The sequence below is a fragment of the Tsuneonella suprasediminis genome (genome assembly GCF_003605755.1).
In the GTDB taxonomy this organism is placed as follows: Bacteria; Pseudomonadota; Alphaproteobacteria; order Sphingomonadales; family Sphingomonadaceae; genus Tsuneonella; species Tsuneonella suprasediminis.
On sequence record NZ_RAHJ01000018.1, the window covers coordinates 614,183 to 639,427 of the forward strand.

The following is a 25,245-nucleotide window of genomic DNA, read 5'->3' on the forward strand; positions in this document are numbered from 1 at the left end:
AACGCAATGGAAACACGGGCCAATCACATCTGGGTCGGGGCGGTCACGCTCCTGCTGCTCGCTGCGCTGGCGGTGTTTTTCGTCTGGCTGGCCGGGCTGAACAAAGGCAGCCAGCGAGATTACGACATATTTTTCAACCAGTCGGTTTCCGGTCTGGCAAAAGGGTCGGAAGTCAGCTTCGCCGGTGTCCCGTCGGGGCAGGTCAGCGAAATCCAGTTGTGGGAGAAAGATCCGCAATTCGTCCGCGTGCGGGTCAAAATCGATGAAAATGTGCCGATTCTGGTTGGCACGACCGCGACGATTCAGGGGTCTTTCACCGGCGTTTCGACGATCATGCTCGACGGTGCGCGCAACGGTGCGCCGCCGATCACCTGCGAAACCACGGCTTGCCCGGAAGACGTGCCGGTGATCCCGCCGAAGGCAGGCGGTTTCAGCGAACTGCTGGCCAATGCGCCACTGTTGCTGGAACGACTGGCCACATTGACCGAACGGCTGACGCAACTGCTGTCGGACCGCAATCAGGATTCGATTGCGGGAATTCTGGCCAATACCAACAAGATGACGGCCGACCTTTCGAGCGCGACCCCCGAAGTGAAGCGGACGCTGGCTGAATTGCAGGTCACTCTGCGGCAGGGCAGCGAAGCGCTCGATTCGTTCGAGAAGGTGATGAATTCGACCAACGATCTGGTGAACAAGGATGGCCAGAATCTGGCCGAACAGATGCGCCAGACGCTGAAATCCGCCGATCAGGCGGGCAAGGCGCTGACCGCCACGCTCAATGATGCCCGCCCTGCTGCGCGCGAACTGAGCGAAAGCACGCTGCCTGCGGTCGATGCGACGATGCAGGACTTGCGGCGTACCAGCAAGGCGCTGCGCGAAATGACAGACCAGCTCAAGAACCAGGGTGCCGGAAGTCTGATCGGGGGCAAGAAGCTGCCCGATTACGATCCGAAATAAGCCCGTGACGAGGAACCTATTCGTGATGATCCGTCCTATCCGCACCGCCGCTCTGCTGGTTCCCGCTGTTTTGCTGTCCGGTTGCGTCAGCCTCGGCGGCAAAGTGCCCGACAGCTTGTTGACCCTGACCCCGGATGCGGCGGTGTCCGCTGGCACGACAATCTCCGGCGATGCCGCCGGTGCGCTGGCTGTGGCCGAGCCGGAGGCGGCGGCCAAACTGTCGAACACGCGGGTGCCGGTGCAGGTCGATGCGACCAGTGTCGCCTATCTCAAGGATGCCCAATGGGTCGATGCCCCGGCCAAATTGTTCCGCAATCTGCTGGGCGAAACGATCCGCGCCAAGACCGGCAAGCTGGTGATCGACAACGATGATCCCGCACTGACGCCCAAGCGCCAGTTACGCGGCACCCTGACCGAATTCGGGTACGACGCCCGTTCGATGCAGGCGGTGGTCACGTATGATGCGGTGCTCGACGTCAATGGCCAGAAAGTGAAGACACGGCGCTTTTCAGCGCAAGTTCCGGTAGCGACGCCCGAAGCAGGCCCGGTAAGCGCCGCGCTGAACGAAGCGGCCAACAAAGTGGCCGGCGATGTCGCGGAGTGGGTGGGGTAAGCGGCGAACCGCAGTTTATGTAACGCTGTTCGGTCACCTTTTTCCCGAGTAGGGCGACCGCCTTCACGCCTGCCTCCCCATTCGTCGTTGCGAGCGTAGCGCGGCAATCCATGGCCTGAGGGTTCCGCCAATCGCGGCGGTCGTGGGCGGGGCGAGGGCGGTCCATGGATTGCCACGTCGCCTGCGGCTCCTCGCAATGACGAGTGTGGAGGAGGGTAGGGAGTGGAGAACCATCTGCCGCCACGTCACCCCGGACATGATCCGGGGTCCAGCTTCCCCCTTGCAGCGGTGCGTTTGAGGGAAGGCGGGGCCTCGGCTCGGGTTACTACGTATCGCTCTCGCGATGCAGCGCCCTTGGGACGCCTATCCCTGCCATTCGTCGTTGCGAGCGTAGCGCGGCAATCCATGGCCTAAGGGTTCCGCCAATCGCGGCGGTCGTGGGCGGTGGTGAAGTTCGGTCCATGGATTGCCACGTCGCCTTCGGCTCCTCGCAATGACGAGTGGGGAGGAGGGGAGAACCATCTGCCGCCGCCACGTCGCCCCGGACTTGATCCGCGGTCCAGCTTCCCCCTTGCAGCGGTGCGTTTGAGGGAAGGCGGGGCTTCGGCTCGGGGGCTGGGGCTGGGGCGACGGGCTGGTGGGTTGCGTTTTGTGCTTCGGGGTGCAGTCCCCTCAGGATTCCGCCCGCTCAGGGTGCCACTCCCTCTCCACTCGTCATTGCGAGCGTAGTGAAGCAATCCATGGCCTGACGGTTCCGCCAATCGCATCGGTCGCGGTGGGGGTGGAGTTCGGTCCATGGATTGCCACGTCGCCTACGGCTCCTCGCAATGACGAACGGAGGGGCGGCGCGACATGGGACAGTGCGGCACGGCGTGACGCGGCGTGGCGTGGCGTGGGGAATGGGCGGCTGGGTGAACCGCGACCATCTCTTCGCCTTCACGCCTCGCCGTTGTTGTCCGTTGCCGTTGCCGCCCGCGCGAAATCGGCGGCCAGCATAAATGCTTTGGTGCGGGTATCGTGGCGGGCCTTGGCCTCTTCGTCGCGGCCCCATAGCTCGGCCTGCCAATGCTCTTCCAGTTCGGAGGCGGTCCACAGCGCGGCATGATCTGCGTCCCGCTCCAGAGCGGACAATCCGACGCATAGCGATGCGGACAGCGCGGTCATCACTTCCAGCGGAGCGAGAATAAACGGATCGAACCGGGCTAGTCGCGCGCGCAAGGCGTTCATTGTCGCATCGGGTTGCAGATGGTGGACGATGCCGCTCACCCGCGCCAGCCGCACCCCTTCGCGGGCCTCGAATGCAGTGACAATCGGCTCCCACACGTCCTGCTGCCGCGCATGGAGCGGTTCGTCGGGATCGGCGCGATAGCACAGCGTATCGGTTTCGGCATAGGCCAGCAGCTTGGCAGCAGCGCCCGCCGGATCGGCGGCAACCTGATCGATGGCATAGTCCGCCATATCGCGCAGTGGGAAGGTTGCGGGATCGACCTCATCGCCCTGCGCGCGCCATTCCCCGGCCAGCATCTCAGCCAGCGCGCGGGTCGGCAGGATCTGTGCCTTGCCGCCCTGCGTTTTGATCGCGCGCCCGTCGAGAGCGATTTGCCAGCCACCCTCCGCAGCGATCACCGACACGTCTTTCCAGAACCGCTTCATTCGGGCGGTGTCCTCCACATGCGAGCAAGGATTTGCGGCGTCACGAACACTTCGATCAGCCCGATCGCCAGCAGGGGCCAGCTGATCCATTGCGGCAGGTCGATCAACCCCTCGTGAATCAACAGGCCCAGAATGACGATCACCACGCCCGACAGGCGCATGGCATTGATGATGAAGTAGCGATTGCGCGCCTTGTCTTCGTTGCCACCGTCGTTTCCGCCGATCATTGCAGCAATCCTTCCAGTTCGGCGCAGGTCGCGGCGACCGCTTCGGCCCCGGCGGCGATCAGTTCGGCAGGGGCATGGTATCCCCACGCCACCCCGATGGGGCGGACCCCGGCGGCGCGAGCCATTTCGATATCGAAGGTGGTGTCGCCAATCATCACCGCATCGCCCGGCTGTGCCGCCGCTTCGAACAGTGCCGCCTCCAGCATCGCGGGGTGCGGTTTCGAGGGGTGCCGATCCGCTGTTTGCAGCGACACGAACATGTCGCCAATCCCGTGTGCGGCAAGACACGCCGCCAGCCCGCGGTCGGATTTGCCCGTGGCCACTGCCAGTTGCCAGCCATTGTCGCGCAGCGCGTGAAGCAGCGCGGCGATCCCTTCGAACAGAGGTTCTTCCAGACGACCCTGTTCGCGGGTGGCGCGGAACGATGCCTTGTATGCGTCGACCGCCGCTGCCTGTCGGCCTGCCTCCGCATCCGGGGCGAGCACGCGCACCGCTTGCGGCAGGCTCAGCCCGACGATGCGGCGCACCCGGTTGCGATCGGGCAGTGTCAGACCCGCAGCGGCAAAGGCCGCATCCATCGCATCGCACACCGCCGCCTGCCCATCGACCAGCGTGCCATCGCAATCGAACACCGCCAGCCGGGTCATTCGCCAAGGGTCCGTATCAGTTGTGCCAGCGCGGGGCTGCCGTGTTGTTCCAGCCCGTCGGCAATCGCGGCGCGCTCGGCAGCGGATTTGTTCTGCGATAGCTTGAACGTGGGTCGCCACGCCAGCACTTCCAGTTCGAAGCCGACGATGGCGCCCAGCAGTTTACGCCACATGTCGGGCGGGGTTTCCTCGACGCTCCACTGTTCGCCACCCATGCGCCCTTCGTGACGCAGGATCAGCGCGTGGAGCAATCCCTCCAGCCCTTCGGACGCCATCCGCCGCACACGCCCTTCGAGTTCGAGCGAAACGTAATCCCATGTCGGCACCGTGCCCCGGGCGGCATACCAGCGGGGGGAAACATAGGCATCCGGTCCGTTGATCGTCACCAGCGCGGTGCCGCCATCGAGATATCGGGTCAGTGCGTTCCCGCGCGCGATGTGGAATTGCACCGCGCCATCCCCAGTCGAAAGCAACGGGGTATGCGCCACGCGCGGGCCATCGGGCGTGGTCATGAATACCATGCCGAAGCCGATTTCATCGATCAGCGTTTCGAACAGAGCGCGATCTTCGCTGCGGAACAGAGCGTTGGGGTGCATCTATCGGTTAGTTCCGGCGCGATGGCTGGCGATGGTAGCGGAAAGCGCGATCACGGGCGTTTGCCCCGGCCAGCCCCTTTGCCCGGACCGCCCTTGGTCACTTTGTTCGCAGCGCCACGGCCACGGCGGGACGGGCGCGATTTGCGAACCTGCTTGGCATGTTGGCGCGCGGCCTGCTTCTTCTCTGTCTTGCCCGGCGGGGGCGGTCCTTGTGTCGGTGCCGCGTCGGACAGCGACAGGTCGAAACCCATCTGTTCCATTGTCGCCGCGAAATGTTCGGGCAAGTCGGCGGTCACGTCCAGCTTGCCGCCATCGGGGTGGTCGATAATCAGGCGGCGCGCGTGAAGGTGCATCTTGCGGCTGACACTGCCGGTCAGGAAAGCGTTTTGCCCGCCATATTTACCGTCACCGACAATGGGGTGGCCGATGGCCGCCATATGCGCGCGTAACTGGTGGGTGCGCCCGGTCAGTGGCTCCAGCTCGACCCATGCGGCTGTGTTGCCTGCGCGTTCTACCACGCGATATCGGGTTTTGGCCGGTTGCCCGTTTTCTTCGTCGACATGCATTTTCTCGCCGCCGGTGCCCGGCTGTTTGGCGAGCGGCGCGTCGATCATGCCTTCGCTCAGCTCTGGCCGACCGACGACCAGAGCCCAATAGACTTTCTTGGCGCTGCGCCCGGAAAACCGCTTGGAAAAGAACGCCGCGCTGCCCGGTGTGCGGGCGACCAGCAATACACCGCTGGTATCCTTGTCCAGCCGGTGAACCAGTCGCGGGCGCGGCTCCCCATCGCCCGCAAAGGCATCGAGCAGCCCATCGACATGGTTATGCGTTTTGGTGCCGCCCTGCGTGGCAAGGCCTGGCGGTTTGTTGAGCACGATGGCCGCGCGGGTCTGCTTGATGGCCATCGCTTCGGCCTCTGCCACCTGATCGGGTGTCAGTTCCTTGCGCGGTTTGGCGGTGCGGTGCGGGGCATCGCCACCCGGCGGAACGCGCAGCACCTGCCCCGCGCTCAGGCGATCTTCCGGTTTGGCGCGTTTGCCATCGACCCGCACCTGCCCGGTCCGCGCCCAGCGGCTGACCGTGCCGAAGCCGATTTGCGGCAAATGGCGTTTGAACCAGCGATCGAGCCGGACACCGTCATCGTCCGGCGCGACAGTGAACTGGCGCACTTCGCTGGTGTCGGTTGGGCCGGTGTCAGTTGGGTTTTGTGGCTGGTTCATCCGGCGACTCGCATCGTAATCAGGCCGATATACAGGCCGGTGAGTGCTGCCAGCACTGAAACGATGGCGTAGATCGCCGCTGTCGAGGCCTGACCGCGTTCGATCAGCAGCATCGTTTCAAGGCTGAAGCTGGAAAATGTCGTGAAGCCGCCCAGCAGCCCCACGCCGATGAACAGCCGCCATGTTTCGCCGTGGCTGCCGTGGCGGGCCAGCCATCCGGCGAGCAGCCCCATCGACAGGCCGCCGATCACGTTGGCCGCCAGCGTCGCCCACGGGAACGCGGTCACGACATTGGGGCCGAGCACGTGGGTCATGAATCGGCCGAGCTGGTAACGCAGCACAGCGCCGATGCCGCCGCCTGCAAAGACGAACGCCGTGGCGGTAAGGGGAGATGGAATAGCCATGTACCGCGCCCTTAGCGCCCCGGCGCGCGCGTGCAAACTCCCCTCGCAGCTTGCAAATTGGCGAATCTACCGCTACAGGCGCCCCTGTTCGAACCGCTCCGGGAACGGATGCGGGGCTTTTTTCGTTGAAATTCAAAGGCGTTTGCCCGCGCCGTTCGCGGGTTCCACGTCATTTGCTGTGAGGTGTATTCGATTTATGCAGATCATCGTTCGCGATAACAATGTCGACCAGGCTCTCCGCGCGCTCAAGAAGAAGCTGCAGCGGGAAGGTGTGTATCGCGAAATGAAGCTGCGTCGCCACTACGAAAAGCCCAGCGAAAAGCGCGCCCGTGAAAAGGCTGCCGCTGTCCGCCGCGCCCGCAAGATGGAGCGCAAGCGGATGGAACGCGACGGGATCAAGTAAGACAACGCGGGCCAGCGGCCCAATTGTCTTGAACCCACGGCAACGATAAGGCATCGGGGCGCGGAGCAATCTGCGCCCCTTGTCGTATTCGCTCGGTTTTATCCGTTCGGTATCGCCGCGTGGGGTTTCGCATCAGGCCGGATTCCCGGCACACAGTATCAGGAATACGTCTGCCATGACTGAAATCACCCGCGTTCCGCTGCAACCCATTGCCAAGGGTTCGCTCACCAAGCTCTGGCTGGGTGTGATCGTTGCCGTCCTGATCGCGGCAGGTGTCGCCTGGGCCGCCACGCCCAAGGGTGTTTCGATCGATACGCTGACCGCCGGCAGCGGGCCGACCCCCACTGCGGAAGATGTCGTGTTCGTTGAATATATCGGCAAGCTGGCCGATGGTAAGGAATTCGACCGCTCACAGCCGTTGCCCCCAGTCGCCAAAAGCATTTTCCCCGAAGGCACCCCGATGACTCTGGCTGAAGGGGAAACGATCCCCGGTTTCCGCGAAGGGCTGATGAAAATGCAGAAGGGCGGGCATTACGTGCTGCATATCCCCGCCGACAAGGCCTATGGCGCCACGCCGCCTCCCGGCGCGCCGATCCCGCCCAACGCCGATCTGACATTCGATATCAAAGTCAGCGAAATCATGGCTCGCGCCGATTTCGAACGCCGCATTCAGGCGATCCAGCAGATGATGCAAATGCAGATGCAGGGTCAGGGCGGCGCTGCACCGGGTGCTGGCGGCCCGCAATAATCCAGCCATTTTGAGATTGCCGTAAGGGTAGCGTTTGGGTCGCGAACGGCGATTGCGAACGTTGCCCTTTCGTGTGTCTGGCGAGGTTGCAGGGGCGATTGCACCGGGGGTAGCTGGACCCCAGTTCAGGGGTCGGGGTGACGGGGAGAGTGAGGCAGATGCCTACTTCACCTCCGCTTTCCCAAACCGTCGCGCCGGACTTGATCCGGCGTCCCGCTTTTCTTCAGGTGCGGTGCATCGGATCATGCTATCGCCCATACACCAGAGCGAAGGCATCGAAGGGGGGGATAGGCGCATGAGCGATCAACAGACGGCACAGCAACCGGGCACCATCGCTGGCGAATCGCATAGCGAATGGGCCTTGCGCCCGTGGCTGCTCGGCGCTGTGCTCGCCGCTGCCGGGCTGGCGATTCACTTCTCCGGCGGTGGGGCCGGACCGTATGTGAAAGTGGGCTGGCGCGCGGCGCTGGCGGCGTTCCTGTTCTTCGGATCGCTCTCGTTCGCCTTTCTGGTGGAGCGTGAGCGGTGGAAAGGCGCACTGGTGTTCGCGCTGGGCACTGGCGTAGTGATGGCCGGGCTCGCATGGCGGGCGGTCGGCGGCGGCGATAGCATTGCCGATCCCGAATATGGCTTCTTCGCCGGGGTGATCGCCACCGGGCTGGCTCTGCCGATGTATCAGGCGGGTTTCCACCGCACCCGCTTTGCCACGCCCTATCGCACACTGCACGAATCGGCATGGAGCGATGCGATCAGCGGTGCGGGCGCGCTGGCGTTCATGGGTGCCGCATGGCTGATGCTGGCGCTGATGGCTGAGCTGTTTCATCTGCTGAAGATCGATTTTCTGCGCGATCTGATGAACAAGGACTGGTTCGGCTGGATATGGAGCGGCGCGGCATTCGGCGCGGCGCTGGGCGTACTGTGGAACGAGCTGAAAATCATCGGTACGTTGCAGCGGCTGGTAATGGTGGTGCTGTCGATCCTCGCGGTGCCAATGGCGCTGGGGCTGGCGCTGTTCCTGCTGGCGATGATCGTTTCAGGGCCGGATGTGCTGTGGGAGGCGACACGTAGCGCTACGCCGATCCTGCTGACTTGCGCCGCTGGGGCATGGGTGTTGGCCAACGCCATCGTGCGCGATTCGGATGATGACGCCAGCCACAACCGCGTGCTGCGGATTGCCGGGCTGGTGTTGGCGCTCAGTATCCTGCCGCTGACGGTGTTCGCGGCGATATCGCTCGGCACGCGGGTGGCGCAATATGGCCTCAGTCCAGAGCGGCTGTGGGGGCTGGTGGCGATTGGCGTGGCCTGCGCCTATGGCCTTGCATGGCTGGTCGCGGTGCTGCGCGGGTGGCGCGGCAAAGCGCAGTCAGGCGGCTGGATGGCGCGCATCCGCGAATCGAACATTCATCTGGCGGCGGCGATCTGCGTGGTTGCGCTGTTTCTTGCTTTGCCGATTCTCGATTTCGGGGCGATTTCCGCGCGCAGCCAGATCGCCCGGCTGGAAAGCGGCAAAGTCAGCCCTGACAGGTTCGACTATGCCGCGCTGCGGTGGGATTTTGGCGATGCCGGGCGCCGCGCTCTGGCCGGGCTGGCGAGTGGTAAGGGTGATACCGCCAAATTCGCCAAAGAGGCGCAGGCGCAGAAGAACCGCCCCTATCGCACGATGACTCCGGCGGAAGTGACCGACTTTCTTATTCGTGTGCAACCATCTGATCCAAAACTGGAAAAGCTGGTCCGCGACTATATCAGAGATAACAGGTGGGCGTGTAACGAAGCCTGCGTGGCGATTGAAACCCGCGCACCACGCGACGGGAAACGCCATGTCGCCATCGTGCAGGGCAGGTCATTTGCAGAGGTCACCTTGCCCGAAGCCGACACGTCGGGCGACGTATTGGCGAAGGAATACCCATCGGTCAGCGGACCGGACAGCAAGGTTGAAATCCGCATGATCGAAAAGCGTTACATTTTCGTCGACGGAAAACCGCTCGATCGCCCGCTTGATGATGACTGACCCGCTTGAAGCGCCGCGCGCTCGACGCTAACGGCAGAGTATGTCCGTCGACAGAGAAACCGTGGCGAAGATCGCCAGCCTCGCGCGCATCCAGATGGATGACGCCGCGCTTGACCGTATGGTCCCCGAATTCAACGGCATTCTTGCCTGGGTGGAGCAATTGGGGGAAGTCGATACCAGCGGTGTCGAACCGATGACCGCGGTCATCCCCAATCATCAACGGTTGCGTGACGATGTCGTCGATGCCGATCCGCTGACTGGCGGGGGCATTCGGGATAAAGTGCTGGCCAATGCGCCCGCTGCCGAACACGGGTTCTTCGGGGTGCCCAAGGTCATCGAATGAACCGTAGGGGTAACCGTTCGCTTTTCTCCGCACCGGCGGGGATCGCACTCAATCTGGCGAAGCACGCGCGGCTTTCAGCGCTCACCTTCGCAGGGACTATTACAGTATGACCGACCTGACTGATCTTGGCGTAAAGGCAATCCGCGATGGGGTTGCCGCCGGTACGTTTTCCGCCCGCGAAGTGGCAGAGGCGTTCAACGCCAATGTTGCCGCCGCGCAGGATGCGCTGAACGCATTCATCGTCGCCACCCCGGAAAAGGCGCTGGAGGCAGCGGATGCAGTGGATGCCGCGCGCGCCAAGGGCGAAACGCTGGGTAAAATGGCCGGCGTGCCGATCGGGATGAAGGATCTGTTCGCCACGCAAGGTGTGCAGACAACGGCTGCCAGCCATATCCTCGAAGGGTTTACCCCCGAATATGAAAGCACTGTTTCGGCCAACCTGTGGAAGGCCGGGGCGGGGATGCTGGGCAAACTCAACCTCGATCAGTTCGCAATGGGGTCGAGCAATGAAACCAGCTATTTCGGCAATGTGATCTCGCCCTGGCGCAAACAGGGCAGCAATGCCGCGCTGGCGCCGGGCGGATCGTCGGGCGGCAGCTCGGCGGCGGTGGCCGCGCGGCTGTGCCCGGCGGCGACCGGCACCGATACCGGTGGCTCGATCCGCCAGCCTGCTGCCTTCACCGGGATCACCGGGATCAAGCCGACCTATGGCCGGTGCAGCCGCTGGGGCATCGTTGCCTTCGCCAGCAGTCTGGATCAGGCGGGGCCGATGGCGCGCGATGTCACCGATTGCGCGATCATGCTGGAATCGATGGCCGGGTTCGATCCGAAGGATTCGACTTCGCTCGATCTGACAGTGCCCGAATGGACCGATGGGCTGGACCCGGATATGAGCGGGCGCCGGGTGGGTATCCCCAAGGAATACCGGATGGAAGGGACTGACTCGGACATTCTGGAATCGTGGGACAACGGCATTGCCTGGCTGCGCGACGCCGGGGCCGAAATCGTCGAGGTGAGCCTTCCGCACACCAAATACGCGCTGCCCGCTTATTATATCGTCGCCCCGGCGGAAGCGTCGAGCAATCTCGCGCGGTATGACGGGGTGCGTTACGGCCTGCGCGATTTGCCCGATGGGGCCAATCTTCAGGAAATGTACGCCGCCACCCGCGCGGCCGGATTTGGCGACGAAGTCAAACGGCGGATCATGATCGGCACATATGTGCTCAGCGCCGGGTTCTACGATGCCTATTACAATCAGGCGCAGCGCGTTCGCACGCTGATATCGCAGGATTTCAAGGCGGCGTTCGAACACTGCGACGTGATCCTGGCGCCAACCACGCCCACCGCCAGCTTCCCGCTGGGCGAAAACTCCGACGATCCGCTGGCGATGTATCTGAACGATGTGTTCGCGGTGCCCGCCTCGCTCGCGGGACTGCCCGCGATGAGCGTTCCGGCCGGGCTGAACAAGGATGGTCTGCCGCTCGGCCTGCAACTGATCGGCAAGGCGTTTGACGAACAGGGCGTGCTCAACGCAGGGCTGGCGATCGAACAGCGCGCCGGGTTCACCGCTCGGCCGGAGAAGTGGTGGTGAACATCGGTCCGATCGAGGTAATCGCATGTGTTGCGGTACTGGTTACGCTCTATCTGGTGCCGGCCGTTCTGGCCCGCCGGGTGGCGCACGGCGAAGCGCGCTTCGACAAGAATGGAAAGTTGATCGACGATGAGTAGCTACCGCATTCAGGGTGTAACCGGCGAATGGGAGGTCGTGATCGGCCTGGAAGTCCACGCGCAGGTTACCTCCAACGCCAAGCTGTTTTCCGGCGCCAGCACCGAATTCGGGGCAGAACCGAATGCACAGGTCAGCCTTGTCGATGCGGCCATGCCGGGAATGCTGCCGGTGCCCAACCGCGAATGCATCCGGCAGGCGGTGCGTACCGGCATGGCCATCGAAGCGCAGATCAACAAGTGGAGCCGGTTCGACCGCAAGAACTACTTCTATGCCGATTTGCCGCAGGGTTATCAGATCAGCCAGCTTTATCATCCGCTGGTGGGTGAAGGATCGCTGCTGATCGAAGCGGATGAGAAGGCGGGGATTCCAGAGGACAAGCGCATCGGGATCGAACGCATCCATGTCGAACAGGATGCGGGCAAGCTGATGCACGATCAGCACCCGACGATGTCTTACGTCGATCTCAACCGCAGCGGTGTGGCGCTGATGGAAATCGTTTCCAAGCCCGACATGCGCTCCCCGGCGGAGGCGGGCGCTTATGTTCGCAAGTTGCGTTCGATCCTGCGTTATGTCGGTTCGTGCGATGGCAACATGGAACAGGGTTCGATGCGCGCCGACGTCAACGTGTCGGTTCGCAAACCGGGCGAAGAATTCGGCACCCGCACCGAAACCAAGAACGTCAACTCGGTCCGCTTCGTGATGGCAGTGATCGAGCAGGAGGCCCGTCGTCAGGTCGATCTGATCGAAGATGGCGGCAAGGTGGTGCAGGAAACACGCCTCTACGATCCCGACCGCAACGAAACCCGTTCGATGCGGAGCAAGGAAGACGCGCACGATTATCGCTACTTCCCCGATCCCGATCTGCTGCCGCTGGAACTGGATGACGATTTTCTGGTCCAGTGCCGCGAAAGCCTGCCCGAATTGCCCGACGCGAAGAAGCGCCGCTATGTCGAAGAGCTGGGGCTGAGCGAATACAACGCCACCCAGCTCACCGCTGAAGTGGAAGGGTTCCGCCGGTTCGAAGACGTGCTCTCCGCCACCGCCAGCGCGCTGGGGAAAGGCGAGAAGGACGTCGCGACGCAGGTCGCCAACTGGACCCTGTCGGTCGCCCCCGGTGTGCTCAATGCCTTGGGTGACGAAGCGAAGGTGGAGAACAACACCGCCGCCGCCAGCGCCGCGATCCTGAAGATGCAGGATGCAGGCGAAATCAGCGGCGGGCAGGCCAAGGAAATCTACGAAATCGTTCTCAAAACCGGTCGCGAACCGGCGGAGATCGCTGAAACCGAAGGGCTGAAACAGCTCAGCGATACCGGCGCGATCGAAAGCGTGATCGACGAAGTGCTGGCCAACAATGCCGACAAGGTTGAGGAATACCGCGGCGGGAAAGACAAGCTGTTCGGCTTTTTCGTCGGTCAGACAATGAAGGCCCTGCAGGGCAAAGGCAATCCGGCAGTGGTCAATCAGATTTTGAAGGACAAGCTGGGCTGATATGGGCACTGGCAACGTCTGACGGATCGCCCGTGAGCGTTGCCCGCGCCCCCCACAGCAAAATCCTCCCGCTCGAAGGGTTGCGGGGGGTGATGGCGTGGTGGGTGGTGCTGGGGCACTTGTCGCTGGCGATGGGGTGGAACCTGCCGGTGATCGACCGCAACGGGCTGGCGGTCGATGTATTTATTGTGCTGTCGGGCTTTGTGATCGCGGGGCTGATCGACCGGCGCAACGAACCATTTGCACCATACATCACGCGAAGGATTTTCCGGCTGGCGCCGCTCTATCTGGTTGTCTTGCTGGTTTCTGCCGCTTTGCTGCCGGTGCAACTGTTCGCGTGGGAAACGCTGCCCGACACCGCGCGCAATGCGGGCCGGGTGGAACTGGTGCGGCTGGCGCTCGATGATCTCCCCGCGCATCTGGCGGTGCATCTGCCATTGGCACAAGGGGTGGTGCCCAATCACGTGTTGCCGCAGGCGGCGTTCACCATTCTGGGGCAAGCGTGGAGCATTTCACTGGAGATGCAATTCTACCTGATCGCGCCGCTGGCGATGTGGGCGCTGCGGCGGTGGGACAGGCTGGCATTGTTGCTGACGATATGCGTTGTGCTGCTGGCGCTTGGGCCGCAGTTTGGCAGCGCCTTTATCGGTAACAAGCTGTTCCTGTTCGCAGCGGGTATTTTTGCGGCAAAGGCGTCGGCACAGAGTGGCGATCTTCGATGGGTCGCAGCGACGGTGCTCGCCGCGGGCTGTGCTGTCTGGCAGGATGGCGTGTGGACAATCCTCCCGCTGGCGATGATCGCAATCGTGTTGATCGCTGCGCTGTCTGACCGTGGGCCGCTGCGACCGCTGGCGCAACTGCTGGGATCGCGCGCGCTGGTGCATCAGGGCGAGATTTCCTATTCGACGTACCTGGTCCACATGATCCCGCTGTATGGCACGGCGGCGGTCTGTGCGGCACTCGGCATCGACGGGTGGGGCAAAGCTGCGGCGATCACGCTGGCGACGCTGGGCGGAACCTATCTGATTGCGCTGGCGACATATCGATGGATCGAACAGCCGGCACGCGACTGGGGCACTGCTCTGGCGCGGCGGATGCAGGCCAGCCACTCCACTGCCGTCTGACATGAAAAAAGGGCGCCGGGATCGCTCCCGACGCCCCCTTCGGTGATTTCGCGTCTGCGATCAGCCCTGACGCTGGCCAGTCATAGCCATCGAACCGAACGCCCCGGCCTTCACTTCGCCGGTCAGCGCGTCGCCATCGACAGTCGCCGTCGCTTCGAGCTTCATCGGCATCGGTACGGTCATGTTCATGGTCCAGGTCAGCGTGTTGCCGTCGATCTTGCCGTCCTGAACATCCATCGTGCCCATCGCGCCGGCGTTCTGGCCGGTGAACGTGGTGCCATCGTCACTGGGAACGACGGTGAACACGCTCTTCTGATCGCCCATCGGGGTTTTGGTCACGCAATCGTAAGCTCCGCCTACGGACATATGTCTTCTCCTCTTTTGTGCAGCAGTGTCAGTATGGCAATCAATCGCTGTTACTGACACTGCTGTCAACACTAGCTTACTCGCTATCTGCCTTTCGGACCTCAACCGGCAGGCCAACCTGCTTGAGCTGCGGTTCGACGACTTTGGCATCGCCGACGACAACGAATACCAGATCATTGCCCTTGAGGTCTGCCAGAGCGGCCTTGTCGAGCTGGTCTGCGGTGAGTGCGGTGTATTTCGCGCCGAGTGTTTCGTAGTAATTATCGGGGCGCTTGTTTTCGATGATGTTGACCATCCCGTTCAACACGCCGCCCGCTGTGGCAAAGCGGCCCGGCAGTTCGCGAACATTGCCGTTCACCAGTCGGACGAGCTCTTCCTGCGTCACGCCTTTGCCGCCAGTGGTGTAGGCATCGAGGTCTTTACGCAGTTCTACGATCGATTCGCCGGTTTTGTCGGCCTGAACCGGAGCATAAATAGTGAACGTGGTGCGATCATCCGGCTCCACGATCGAGCTGCGGACACCATAAGACCAGCCCTTCGTCTCGCGCAGGTTCATGTTGATCCGGCTGAGGAAGCTGCCACCGAATACTTCGTTGGCGGATTCGAGCACGATCAGATCGTCACTGCCCTTATGCGGCAGAACCCGACCGGCATAGATCACCGATTGCGGCGAAGACGGCCGATCGATCAGGATCACACGGCTCTGCTGCGCGGGGATGGTAGCTGAAAAATCCTTCTTCGGCGCGGGGCCGGTCGGGTTTTTCCAGTCACCGAAGCTCGCTTCGAGCAGCTTGGTCACTTCGGCCAGTGTCGTATCGCCCACGACGAACACTTTGGCGCGATCGGGGCGCAGCCAGGTATTGTGGAACTGCTCCAGATCGGCCTTAGTCAGCTTGGCGACGACGTCTGCATCACCGGTCCCACTGGGCGCGATGCCATAAGGGTGGCTGCCGAACAGCGTGGGGAACAATGCGCGCTGTGCAATGGCGCCGGGGTTGTTCATCTCGTTCTTGATGCGGGTAAGCTGCTGTGTGCGTGCCCGTTCCAGCGCATCGTTATCGAACGCCGGGTGGCGGATATAATCCGACATCAGGTCGAGCGACGCAGCGAAATTAGGCACCAGTGCGTCCAGCCCGAAGCTGGTTTCATCCAGACTGGCATAGCCGCTCAGCGATGCGCCCAGCCGTTCCTTGGCGATGGCCAGTTCCTGCGAATCGAGGTCGGTGGTGCCTTCGTTCATGGTCCGCAGCATCAGTGATTGCAGGCCCAGCTTGTCGCGTGGATCGGCGGCATAGCCTGCATCGAAATCGATCTTCACGCTGACAGTGGGCACGGAATCACGGCGCGCGAAATAGACTTCCATCCCGTTGGCCAGCTTTGCCCGTTCGATCTTCGGGAACTTGAGCGGCTTGATCGTGCCGATTTCGGGCACTTTCGCACGGTCGGCGGCAGTGGCGAAAGTGACACCCGCTTCGCTGCCGGGGGCCATGTAGTATGCCGGATGGCGGGCCGGTGCGCCCTTTTCGCCAGCAACGGCGCCGGTCATCGCAGCAAGCGTTGCAGCACCCCAGCCGCCGCGATCTTCGCCGCCTTCCTTGCGCTCACCCGGTGTGACGGTGAGCTGGAACGCCGGGCGCGAGAGATACTTGGCGGTCACCGCCTTGACCTTCGCCGGAGTAGTCGCAGCGGCGGTTTCCAGTTCCGCTTTGTAGTGTTTGGGATCGCCGTTGTAGAGCAGGCCCTGAGCGAGCGTCGGCGCTTTCCCGTTGAAGCCACCCAGCGAATCCAGCCCGCGGATCTGGCCCGCGGCATAGACAGTGCTGGCGCGCTGCAGTTCGTCCGCAGTCGGCCCTTCGGCAACGAATTTGGCGATTTCCGCGTCGAGCGCCTTGCCCAGTTCTTCTTCGCTTACGCCCGGCTTGGCATCGGCAAAGATCACGAATTGACCGGCCTGCGCGAAGATATCGGCGCTGGCCGAAACGCTGACCGCGATTTTCTGCTGACGGACCAGCGCATTATCCAGCCGCGAACTGGCGAGGCCGCCCAGCACGGTCGCGCCCATCGCCAGCGGGATGTAGTCCGGGTTATCAAGCCCCGGCACCGCCCACATGCGATAGACGCGCGGCGTAGCGACCTTGTCGTAAATCGTCTTGGTCAGCGGTGCGGGCAGGGTGGGCACCGGCGCGCTGACCGCGGCGACTTTCGGCCCGGCAGGGATCGCGCCGAACCATTTGGTCACTTTCTGCTTCGCGGTGGCGAGATCGATATCGCCCGCCAGCACGAGGATGGCGTTGTTCGGGCCATAGTGATCGGTGAACCAGTTCTTCACATCGTCAAGCGTCGCGCCCGACAGGTCCTTCATCGAACCAATGGTCGAATGGTGATAGGGGTGGCCGACCGGATAGAGGTTTTCGAGCTGTTCGTATTCGACCAGTCCGTATGGCTGGTTATCGCCCTGCCGCTTCTCGTTCTGAACCACGCCGATCTGGTTATCGAGCTTTTCCTGCGTCACCGCACCGAGCAGATAGCCCATGCGGTCGCTTTCCAGAAACAGCGCGGTGTCGAGCGCAGCGGACGGCACGGTTTCGAAATAGTTGGTGCGGTCGAACCAGGTCGTGCCGTTGAAATCGGTCGCGCCGACTTGTTGCAGCGGTTCGAAGAAATCGCCTGGCGAATGCTCGCTGCCGTTGAACATCAGGTGTTCGAACAGGTGCGCGAAGCCGGTCTTGCCCTTGGGCTCGTGCTTCGAACCGACGCCGTACCACACCGACACCGCGACCACCGGGGCAGAGCGGTCGGTGTGAACCAGTACAGTCAGCCCGTTATCGAGCTTGAATTGTTCATAGGGGATCGACACCGCATCGATCAGTTCCGACACCGGGGCCGGGGCGGGCGCGCTGGCCATCGCAGACTGTTGGGTATCGGTCGCAGCCTGCGCCGCAGTTGCCGAAAGAGTTGCGAGCGATAGCGCGACCATACTGGTCGCAGCCCATTTGCGGGCGGTGCGGAGCTTCATGAATAGTCCTCTTAGCTTGTGAATATAGCTGCGAGTGAAACTATCCCGCCATAGGCGGCCCGTCATCCCTTTTCGACGAACGGCATATGGTGAAGTACGGGCGTTGTGGGGTAACGCTATGCAGGCAGGCCAGAATCTTTTTTACTGTCGCTGGCTTCAATCGGGGCGTTGTCGGTTTGAAGTGGGCGGGCCTTGCGCGCTCATACGAAATCACCCACCTAGTCAACCAACACACCGCTATCGAAAAATACCGTGGCGGTGGCCTTGTGTTGCTATTGAGCAACACTATCTGTGGTCTGAAAGGAACAGGGACAGACAATGAACCTCGAAAAATTCACCGACCGCGCCAAGGGCTTTATCCAGAGCGCGCAGACCGTAGCTATCCGCATGAACCATCAGCGGATTACCCCCGATCACCTGCTGAAAGCGTTGCTGGAAGATAGCGAAGGCATGGCAGCGGGCCTCATCACCCGCGCCGGGGGCAATCCGGCGATTGCCGTGCAGGAAGTGGACAAGGCGCTGGGCAAGATCGCTGCGGTGTCCGGTTCCGGCGCGCAATCGACTCCCGGCCTCGATAACGACAGCGTGCGTGTGCTCGATCAGGCCGAACAGGCTGCGACCAAGAGCGGCGACAGCTATGTGACTGTCGAACGCCTGCTGCTGGCGCTGACGCTGGCGACGACCAGCAATGCCGGACAAGCCTTGAAAGCGGCCAATGTGACCCCGCAGGCTCTGGAGGCAGCGATTACCGAACTGCGCGGCGGCCGTCAGGCGCATTCAGCCGGGGCGGAAGATGCCTACGATGCGATGAGCAAATATGCGCGCGACCTGACCGAAGCGGCGCGTTCGGGCAAGCTTGACCCGGTGATCGGCCGCGACGAGGAAATTCGCCGTACGGTGCAGATTCTCGCTCGGCGGACGAAAAACAATCCGGTGCTGATCGGTGAACCCGGCGTGGGTAAGACGGCGATTGCCGAAGGGCTTGCGCTACGTATCGCCAATGGCGACGTGCCTGACAGCCTGAAAGACCGCAAGCTGATGGCGCTCGACATGGGCGCACTGATTGCGGGGGCAAAATATCGCGGCGAATTCGAAGAGCGGCTCAAGGCCGTGCTCGACGAAGTCAAAGGCGCGAACGGCGAAATCATCCTGTTCATCGACGAGATGCACACCCTGATCGGAGCAGGTGCCAGCGAAGGCAGCATGGATGCGGGGAACCTGCTCAAGCCTGCTCTCGCGCGGGGTGAACTGCACTGCATCGGTGCGACCACGCTCGACGAATATCAGAAATACGTCGAGAAGGACGCCGCTCTGCAGCGCCGGTTCCAGCCGGTGTTTGTGGGCGAACCGACGGTGGAAGACACCATCAGCATCCTGCGCGGGCTGAAAGATCGTTACGAACTGCACCACGGTGTGCGAATCACTGACGGCGCGATTGTCGCCGCCGCAACGCTTTCCAACCGGTACATCACCGACCGTTTCCTGCCCGACAAGGCGATCGACCTGATGGACGAAGCGGCCAGCCGCATCCGCATGGAAGTGGAGAGCAAGCCGGAAGAAATCGAAAATCTCGACCGGCGGATCATCCAGCTCAAGATCGAGGAACAGGCGCTCGGCAAGGAAAGCGATCAGGCGTCAAAGGACCGCCTCGCCCATCTGCGCGAGGAACTGGCCAATCTGGAACAGCAGTCGAGCGAATTGACGACCCGCTGGCAGAACGAACGCGACAAGATCGCCGCGGAAAGCAAGATCAAGGAAGAACTGGATCAGGCCCGCATCGAACTGGAGCAGGCGCAGCGCGAAGGCGATCTCGCCAAGGCGGGGCAGCTTTCCTATGGCCGCATCCCTGAACTGGAAAAGGCGCTCGCCGCCGCGCAAGGTCAGGCGCAGAATGCGCTGCTGCGCGAAGAGGTGACCGAAGACGATATCGCCTCTGTCGTCAGCCGCTGGACCGGTGTGCCGGTGGACAAGATGATGGAAGGCGAACGCGACAAGCTCCTCAAAATGGAGGAGATGATCGGTACGCGCGTGATCGGTCAGGAACAGGCGGTTGCTGCTGTGTCCAAGGCCGTTCGCCGGGCGCGAGCGGGGTTGCAGGATCCAAACCGACCGCTGGGCAGCTTCCTGTTCCTCGGCCCGACCGGGGTCGGCAAGACCGAGTTGACCAAGGCATTGGCTGGCTTCCTGTTCGACGACGACAGCGCGATGGTGCGGATCGATATGAGCGAGTTTATGGAGAAGCACGCCGTCGCCCGCCTGATCGGTGCCCCTCCGGGCTATGTCGGTTATGAAGAGGGCGGGGTACTGACCGAAGCCGTACGCCGTCGCCCCTATCAGGTGGTGCTGTTCGACGAAGTCGAGAAGGCGCACACCGATGTGTTCAACGTGCTGCTGCAAGTGCTCGATGACGGGCGGCTGACCGATGGGCAGGGCCGGGTGGTGGACTTCTCCAACACTCTGATCATCCTGACCAGTAACCTCGGCAGCCAGTACCTGTCGAACATGACCGACGATCAGAAAGTCGAGGATGTCGAGCCGCAGGTGATGGATGTGGTGCGCGGGCATTTCCGCCCCGAATTCCTCAACCGGCTGGATGAAATCATCCTGTTCCACCGGCTGGGCGCGGAGCATATGGCGCCGATCGTCGAAATCCAGATCGCGCGGGTGCAGAAGCTGCTGAAAGATCGCAAGATCACTCTCGACCTGACCGAAGCAGCCCGCAAATGGCTGGGCCGTGTCGGCTACGATCCCGTCTATGGCGCACGCCCGCTAAAACGCGCCGTACAACGCTACGTCCAGGACCCGCTGGCCGAAAAGATCCTCAGCGGCGAAGTGCCCGATGGCAGCACCGTACGGATCGATGAAGGCGATGGGGAGCTGAAGATGGTTGTGGAGTGAGGGGGGATTGGCCGCCCCGGGAATGCCGGAGGCCATTCGGTTTAAATTGGCGCCATTCGGTGCCACCCAGCATGGTGTCATGTCGCTCTTTGGATTCAGTAGGCGGCATGTTGCCAATGGGTGCGAGTGGGGTTCGTGATTTTATAGCTAGTGGCCAAATTTACCTTTATAGAAAGAGAGATACCTCTGTGCACGAGCAGATGTGAGGTTCCTACCTACATTTAGTTGATTACGAAGGTTAGCAACACCGAAGGGTTTTGTTGCTATCTGACAATAAAGGGGGCGGAAGTTACCTTCCGCCCCCTATTATTAATTTCTAAGTCAAGACTTAGAATTTTGCACGGAAACCAGTGTAGAACCGGCGACCAAACACATCGTAAATCGCACTGCCCGAAGTCAGACCCGAAGCGCTAAGCGGCGGGTGCTTATCGAACAGATTGTCGACGCCTACGTAGAATTCAAACGGACGGTCACCTTCGGAACCACCAACCTGCCACGCTGCACGGATGCCGTGGTAAAGAACGCTGGGGAACTTGCTGACTGGATAGCCATCGGGATTGAGGGCTGGATCGCCGTTCATCGGGAAGTAATCTTCATAAGAACCGATATACATCGGGCCGATGAAGTGAGCTTTATAACCAAACGTGAAGTCATCCACAGTCAAGTCCGCATACAGAACGAATTCGTCTTTAGGATTACCCAACTCGGAAAGTACCCGGTTTTCGAAATCTGGGTTGGTTGAGTCTTCGTAATTGCTCGATTTCAGCCCGTGCGTGTAATATGCCCGCGCAGCCAAGAAGGTACTCGGTGCGAGTTCCGTCCGGTAGTTTACGTCCACATCAATGCCTCGACGAACGCGCTTTGCGAAGTTGACCGGCCCCTCAATGAGCGAGCCAACCAGAATCTCTCCTGGAACTTCACCGTTCGGACCAGTGCCAGTACCGGTATAACGCTGAAACTGATCGCAAAACGGATTGCCTGCTGGAAGATCGTAGCAATTGTTGACGATCGCCTGAGCACCCACCGACGAAATCACGTTATTCACCTTGATATCGTAATAATCGACGGTGATCGCGAGACCAGGAACCCACCGTGGCTGAAAAACCGCACCGATGGTCAGCGAGTCGGATGTCTCAGCTGTAAGGTTGGGATTACCACCCGACATAATCTCGAGCGAGTAAGTACCTGAAACTTTCGTCTGGAACGACGTGTTTGTCAGATTTGCTCCCAACGCCGCCTGACATGCCGCCTGACGGTTGTCAGTACCCTGAGTCAGTCGAACTGTCGCGCAGGGATCTTGGAATGAGGCAAAGTTTTGGCTGAGAGGGCTATCGGTTTCAGTGTAGTTAGGTGCACGGATGGCGTGACCGAAATTGGCGCGGAACGTGATATCCCGCACCGGGGACCAACGGCCACCGAAATTATATGCCCAAACCGTTCCAGCAGAGTTGTTGTAATCAGAAACGCGTGCAGCACCGCTGAACGACAATTCCTCAAAGAATGGCTGGTTGGCAAAGACGGGAATTTCGATTTCCCCGAACGCTTCTTTCACTTCGACAGGGTTTGGATCGAATGTGGCCAGCGAGTTGAGGAAGGTCAGGCCCTGATTAATTACGTCGTCTGCTTTGAAATAAGCATTTTCACGGCGATATTCGCCGCCGACAACCAGCGAGACTGGGCCGCCGGGCAGTTCGAAGAAACCGCTCGTGTCGCCGGAAACGAAGGCCATCGCATCGAACTGGCGCAAGTGCCCTTGGGAACCAGCATTCGATACAATGTAATCCTTGGCACGGCTGTTGTCGCCCAATCCGAAGGGATTATAAGCTACACACTGTGCAATATCGTTGGCGAGTGTTGCGGCTCCGCCTTCTGCACTCACGTCCGGGGAAGCATATGCAGCATTGGGGTCGAACTGAGAACGACACTCGATCTTCCCGGTAGCAGGATTAATACCTGCATCCATCGCAAGCATCAGACGTTGAACGTTAACATTGCCCAGGACTTTGATGTCTTCTTTAGTCTCGCCGTAGTTAGCAGAAACTTCGTAGGACCAGTTCTTGCTAATCTGGCCGCGAGCGCCGACGACAATACGATAAGTGTCGCGAGTCGCATCTTCATCACGGATACCCAAATCAGTAAAAGCACGGGCAGATTCAAAGCGATATGTCCCGTTTGCAATTGCTGTACGGTCTGCAGCAGACAGCGGGCCGAAGACATTTACGATACCGTTGTTGTTCCCTGATGCAAGCAGAGCATTAGTAATCGTTGTACGTGCTTGCTGGCTCAGGAACGGATTGTCGAGCCGATACTGTGCGCGTTCATCGTTAAAAGTAATGTATTGGCCTTGGTTGAAAGCAGGGCCGGAATTGGAGCCGGTCGACCGGATATGTGCCCATTTTGCCGAAGCAAACAGCTCAAATGCATCGCTGAACGTATAATGACCCATAATTGAGCCAACATACCGCTCGCTCGAAGGGTAGACTGAAGTCTGTTCACCTTCGTTGCCCGTTTCGGCATTTCCGCCGATATATGAACTGTAAGGAGACGTCCCGATACGTTCATCAAACGTAACAGGAACAAGTTCGCCGCTTGGGGTGAAGATGTAGTCACAATTGAAAGGCGTGCCGCCTAGGGTAAGTCCACCACAAGCCGCATTGCCGACATTCTGAGGGAACGAAACGAGGCCAGTCCGCGAAATAGTTGCAGAACGAATGTCGTCGAAGAATGTCCGATCAGGAGTGCCGTCAAACCTTTCGCCGGTTGGATCGACTTGGGTCGTCACAAATCCCACTTGATTGCGGCGCCAAGGAACCTGAGACGCGAAAAGCCGCTTCTGACGGGTATACTCGATTGAAGCGGAGATGTTGCCGCGCCCGTCGCCGAAGTTCTTCCCGCCGGTAGCGGAAGCAAAGTAGTTCGCGCCCGCGCCGTATTCCGGAGTGCCAGCACCGCCACGAACGATGAGGCCGTCGAAATCTTTCTTCATGATAAAGTTCACGACGCCAGCTATCGCGTCAGAACCATATACGGCTGAGTTGCCGCCAGTTACTATGTCAACGCGTTCTACCAGATCGGTTGGGATCGTGTTGATATCAACTGCCGACGCAGTCACCTGAAGGTCGCTCGGAACATGGCGTCGACCGTCGACCAATACGAGTGTGCGCTGAATTCCGAGGCCGCGAAGATCGAGCAAGTTGAGGCCGGCAACGCCGATCCCCAAGCCTGGATTCGACTGAGCATAGGTACTGCGCAGCGCAGGCAATTCGTTCAACGCTTCACCAAGATTGTGCTCACCTTGTTTGTAAATGGTGTCGCCGCCGAAGGTGGTTACCGGAACGGTGGAGGTGATCTGTGGGGAGCGGATACGTGAGCCAGTGACAATAATTGCCTCTGATGCTTGATCTGTAGAATCCGCTTCAACGGTGGTGTCGTCACTGGCGTCCTGTGCGACTGCCGGGCTGGAAACCAGCATCAGAGCAGCGATTCCGGCACCTGCAAACAGGTGGCCCTTTCTGCTCCAGGCAGAAATACGCGAGTTGTTCATGTAAAATTGTCCCCAAGTCATGTCGGCACGGAGCCGATTCTCAAAGCCAGAGTTCGGTGTTGTCGACCATTATCCCTAACGGTCGGACTACTGCCACATTAATGGGAGATTGACCCGAGTACCGCAATTGTAATCGGCTCACCATTTGGTGAACTGCAACCTGTGTAACCCTTCTGCAACACCGGCGGGCGCGGAATTTCGGTAAGGTTCTGAATCTTGGCGATTCGCTTAAGGCCGGAGGAGTTGGCGGGATTCGTGAGAAATCATTGTACCCGCTTACCTTTCACTCCGGGCTGGCCGTTGATGCGGAGAAAATAGCTCGAAAGCGCCCCTTTCTTGATTTCGATCTTCTGGCCAGTTTTCGGAGTCATCAGTCGATTAGGAACCTGACTCAACGACCAGACGGCCCCTTCCTCGGTGGTGATCAGGTAGCCAGTAGACCGTGATCCGCCGACCGCTGCGATCGTGGTTTCGAGCTGTTCAAAATCTTGCTCATCTTCTTTATCGCCCCGACTTTTGAAAATGCCAAAATCAGGGAGGCCAAATCCAAATAACGACCGGCGTGTTTTGCGCACGTCTTCACGGTCTACGATTCTCAACTCACCTTCTTCGTCGGCGGAAAGAAGAGTGCTTACAGCTTTGTCGAAGCAGGCGAGGCGCGCTTCGGCAACGGATTCATTCTGGCAGGCGCGCAATGCTTCCAGATGCGGGCTGTCGTCTTTACTTGAACTGTCTTTGGCTGCAGCTTGTCCACCTGTCATGCCGAGAATTACACCGGTAGCGACGATAGATAGATGCCTACAGGCCATCAGTGTTCCTTTTCAATAATTTGGGCGCCTCAACTCATCGCAGGGTACATTAATGTTCCGCTGTGTAAACGCAATCAATCGATGGTGAAGCGATCTGCATATTTGACTGTGGGCCGGTTTATTTGGCACACTGCGTCAGACGGAAGTTCGAAACGAGGAAAATACTATGCTTCAGGTATTCTTAGTCATGGCCGCTGCGGCAGCGACGCCCGCCAATGCTGACAAGGCGCAGAATACTGTCCCCGAAGGGCAGGAAGTTACGACCGTCACGCCTGAGGCGGGCGCTAAACGGGCGGCCAGCGAGGTTGTTTGCGTGCGTCAGCAGGAAGTCGGATCGCGCCTCAAGGCTCAGAAGGTCTGTAAAACGCGCGCAGAATGGGATGCACAAAAGCGGGAACAGCGTCAGGCGGTCGACAAGGCGCAGGCAGCACGCTGGAAAAGCAACTGAGGCT

Annotated in this window: 22 protein-coding genes; 12 read left to right on the forward strand and 10 right to left on the reverse strand. The window is 60.7% G+C overall.

The features are described from left to right. Positions 1-6 precede the first annotated feature (6 nt). Both D6858_RS08915 and D6858_RS08920 read left to right on the forward strand, forming a co-directional pair. A complete protein-coding gene (locus D6858_RS08915) occupies positions 7-957 on the forward strand; it encodes an MlaD family protein (protein ID WP_120109144.1) in 951 nt (316 codons plus the stop codon). A gap of 25 nt (positions 958-982) precedes the next feature. Continuing rightward, on the forward strand, positions 983-1,570 hold the full coding sequence (locus D6858_RS08920; protein ID WP_120109146.1) for an ABC-type transport auxiliary lipoprotein family protein: 588 nt from the start codon (positions 983-985) through the stop codon (positions 1,568-1,570). A gap of 936 nt (positions 1,571-2,506) precedes the next feature. Here the strand turns inward: D6858_RS08920 and D6858_RS08925 are convergent. From D6858_RS08925 to crcB, 6 genes are read right to left on the reverse strand one after another with little or no spacing between them, the layout of a single operon-like run. Then, a complete protein-coding gene (locus D6858_RS08925) occupies positions 2,507-3,223 on the reverse strand; it encodes an ATP12 family chaperone protein (protein ID WP_120109148.1) in 717 nt (238 codons plus the stop codon). Next, positions 3,220-3,450: a hypothetical protein gene (locus tag D6858_RS08930; protein WP_120109150.1), complete on the reverse strand. Its 231-nt coding sequence runs from the start codon at positions 3,448-3,450 to the stop codon at positions 3,220-3,222. Before D6858_RS08930 ends, D6858_RS08925 begins: the two co-directional genes overlap by 4 nt. Further along, positions 3,447-4,097 carry an HAD-IA family hydrolase gene (locus D6858_RS08935; protein ID WP_120109152.1) on the reverse strand — a complete coding sequence of 217 codons (651 nt, stop codon included), beginning with the start codon at positions 4,095-4,097 and terminating at the stop codon, positions 3,447-3,449. Before D6858_RS08935 ends, D6858_RS08930 begins: the two co-directional genes overlap by 4 nt. Then, the gene (locus tag D6858_RS08940; protein WP_120109154.1) at positions 4,094-4,693 is read right to left on the reverse strand and encodes an FMN-binding negative transcriptional regulator; all 600 of its coding nucleotides are present in this window, start codon (positions 4,691-4,693) and stop codon (positions 4,094-4,096) included. Before D6858_RS08940 ends, D6858_RS08935 begins: the two co-directional genes overlap by 4 nt. 50 nt (positions 4,694-4,743) lie before the next feature. After that, the gene (locus D6858_RS08945; RefSeq protein ID WP_120109156.1) at positions 4,744-5,913 is read right to left on the reverse strand and encodes an RluA family pseudouridine synthase; all 1,170 of its coding nucleotides are present in this window, start codon (positions 5,911-5,913) and stop codon (positions 4,744-4,746) included. Continuing rightward, positions 5,910-6,317, reverse strand: coding sequence for a fluoride efflux transporter CrcB (crcB, locus tag D6858_RS08950; protein WP_120109158.1), 408 nt, complete (start codon positions 6,315-6,317; stop codon positions 5,910-5,912). Before crcB ends, D6858_RS08945 begins: the two co-directional genes overlap by 4 nt. Before the next feature lie 196 nt (positions 6,318-6,513). Here crcB and rpsU point away from each other — a divergent pair, with 196 nt between their 5' ends. The 8 genes from rpsU to D6858_RS08985 all read left to right on the forward strand — a co-directional run bounded on the left by rpsU (position 6,514) and on the right by D6858_RS08985 (position 14,160). Next, positions 6,514-6,720, forward strand: coding sequence for a 30S ribosomal protein S21 (gene rpsU / locus D6858_RS08955; RefSeq protein WP_095012790.1), 207 nt, complete (start codon positions 6,514-6,516; stop codon positions 6,718-6,720). A 175-nt stretch (positions 6,721-6,895) separates the two neighbouring features. After that, positions 6,896-7,468 (forward strand): FKBP-type peptidyl-prolyl cis-trans isomerase, encoded by a 573-nt coding sequence (locus tag D6858_RS08960; protein ID WP_120109160.1) that lies wholly within the window; start codon positions 6,896-6,898, stop codon positions 7,466-7,468. A 295-nt stretch (positions 7,469-7,763) separates the two neighbouring features. Continuing rightward, entirely contained in the window at positions 7,764-9,476 is a 1,713-nt protein-coding gene (locus tag D6858_RS08965; RefSeq protein WP_165859673.1) for a DUF4153 domain-containing protein, read from the forward strand. 40 nt (positions 9,477-9,516) lie between these two features. Next, positions 9,517-9,819 (forward strand): Asp-tRNA(Asn)/Glu-tRNA(Gln) amidotransferase subunit GatC, encoded by a 303-nt coding sequence (gene gatC / locus D6858_RS08970; RefSeq protein WP_102153477.1) that lies wholly within the window; start codon positions 9,517-9,519, stop codon positions 9,817-9,819. Between the two features lie 106 nt (positions 9,820-9,925). Continuing rightward, positions 9,926-11,410 (forward strand): Asp-tRNA(Asn)/Glu-tRNA(Gln) amidotransferase subunit GatA, encoded by a 1,485-nt coding sequence (gene gatA, locus D6858_RS08975; protein ID WP_120109164.1) that lies wholly within the window; start codon positions 9,926-9,928, stop codon positions 11,408-11,410. Further along, positions 11,407-11,547, forward strand: a complete 141-nt coding sequence (locus tag D6858_RS15820) for a hypothetical protein (protein ID WP_165859674.1) — start codon at positions 11,407-11,409, stop codon at positions 11,545-11,547. The genes gatA and D6858_RS15820 overlap by 4 nt, the downstream gene beginning before the upstream one ends. Further along, on the forward strand, positions 11,540-13,036 hold the full coding sequence (gatB, locus tag D6858_RS08980; RefSeq protein ID WP_120109166.1) for an Asp-tRNA(Asn)/Glu-tRNA(Gln) amidotransferase subunit GatB: 1,497 nt from the start codon (positions 11,540-11,542) through the stop codon (positions 13,034-13,036). The genes D6858_RS15820 and gatB overlap by 8 nt, the downstream gene beginning before the upstream one ends. A 32-nt stretch (positions 13,037-13,068) precedes the next feature. Continuing rightward, the gene (locus D6858_RS08985; protein ID WP_133305267.1) at positions 13,069-14,160 is read left to right on the forward strand and encodes an acyltransferase family protein; all 1,092 of its coding nucleotides are present in this window, start codon (positions 13,069-13,071) and stop codon (positions 14,158-14,160) included. A 60-nt stretch (positions 14,161-14,220) separates the two neighbouring features. On the opposite strand, the gene D6858_RS08990 is transcribed toward D6858_RS08985, so the two are convergent. Continuing rightward, positions 14,221-14,526, reverse strand: a complete 306-nt coding sequence (locus tag D6858_RS08990) for a hypothetical protein (protein WP_102153473.1) — start codon at positions 14,524-14,526, stop codon at positions 14,221-14,223. Positions 14,527-14,602: 76 nt separating this feature from the next. Then, positions 14,603-17,542 carry a M16 family metallopeptidase gene (locus D6858_RS08995; RefSeq protein WP_240623778.1) on the reverse strand — a complete coding sequence of 980 codons (2,940 nt, stop codon included), beginning with the start codon at positions 17,540-17,542 and terminating at the stop codon, positions 14,603-14,605. 318 nt (positions 17,543-17,860) lie between these two features. Here D6858_RS08995 and clpB point away from each other — a divergent pair, with 318 nt between their 5' ends. Beyond that, entirely contained in the window at positions 17,861-20,440 is a 2,580-nt protein-coding gene (clpB, locus tag D6858_RS09000; RefSeq protein ID WP_120109171.1) for an ATP-dependent chaperone ClpB, read from the forward strand. 328 nt (positions 20,441-20,768) lie between these two features. On the opposite strand, the gene D6858_RS09005 is transcribed toward clpB, so the two are convergent. Together D6858_RS09005 and D6858_RS09010 are read right to left on the reverse strand one after the other, a co-directional pair. Further along, on the reverse strand, positions 20,769-23,984 hold the full coding sequence (locus tag D6858_RS09005) for a TonB-dependent receptor domain-containing protein (RefSeq protein ID WP_165859675.1): 3,216 nt from the start codon (positions 23,982-23,984) through the stop codon (positions 20,769-20,771). Positions 23,985-24,247: 263 nt separating this feature from the next. Then, entirely contained in the window at positions 24,248-24,793 is a 546-nt protein-coding gene (locus tag D6858_RS09010; protein WP_133305268.1) for a hypothetical protein, read from the reverse strand. A gap of 166 nt (positions 24,794-24,959) precedes the next feature. On the opposite strand from D6858_RS09010, the gene D6858_RS09015 reads away from it, so the two are divergent. Continuing rightward, positions 24,960-25,241, forward strand: a complete 282-nt coding sequence (locus D6858_RS09015) for a hypothetical protein (protein WP_133305269.1) — start codon at positions 24,960-24,962, stop codon at positions 25,239-25,241. The last annotated feature ends 4 nt before the right edge of the window (positions 25,242-25,245 follow it).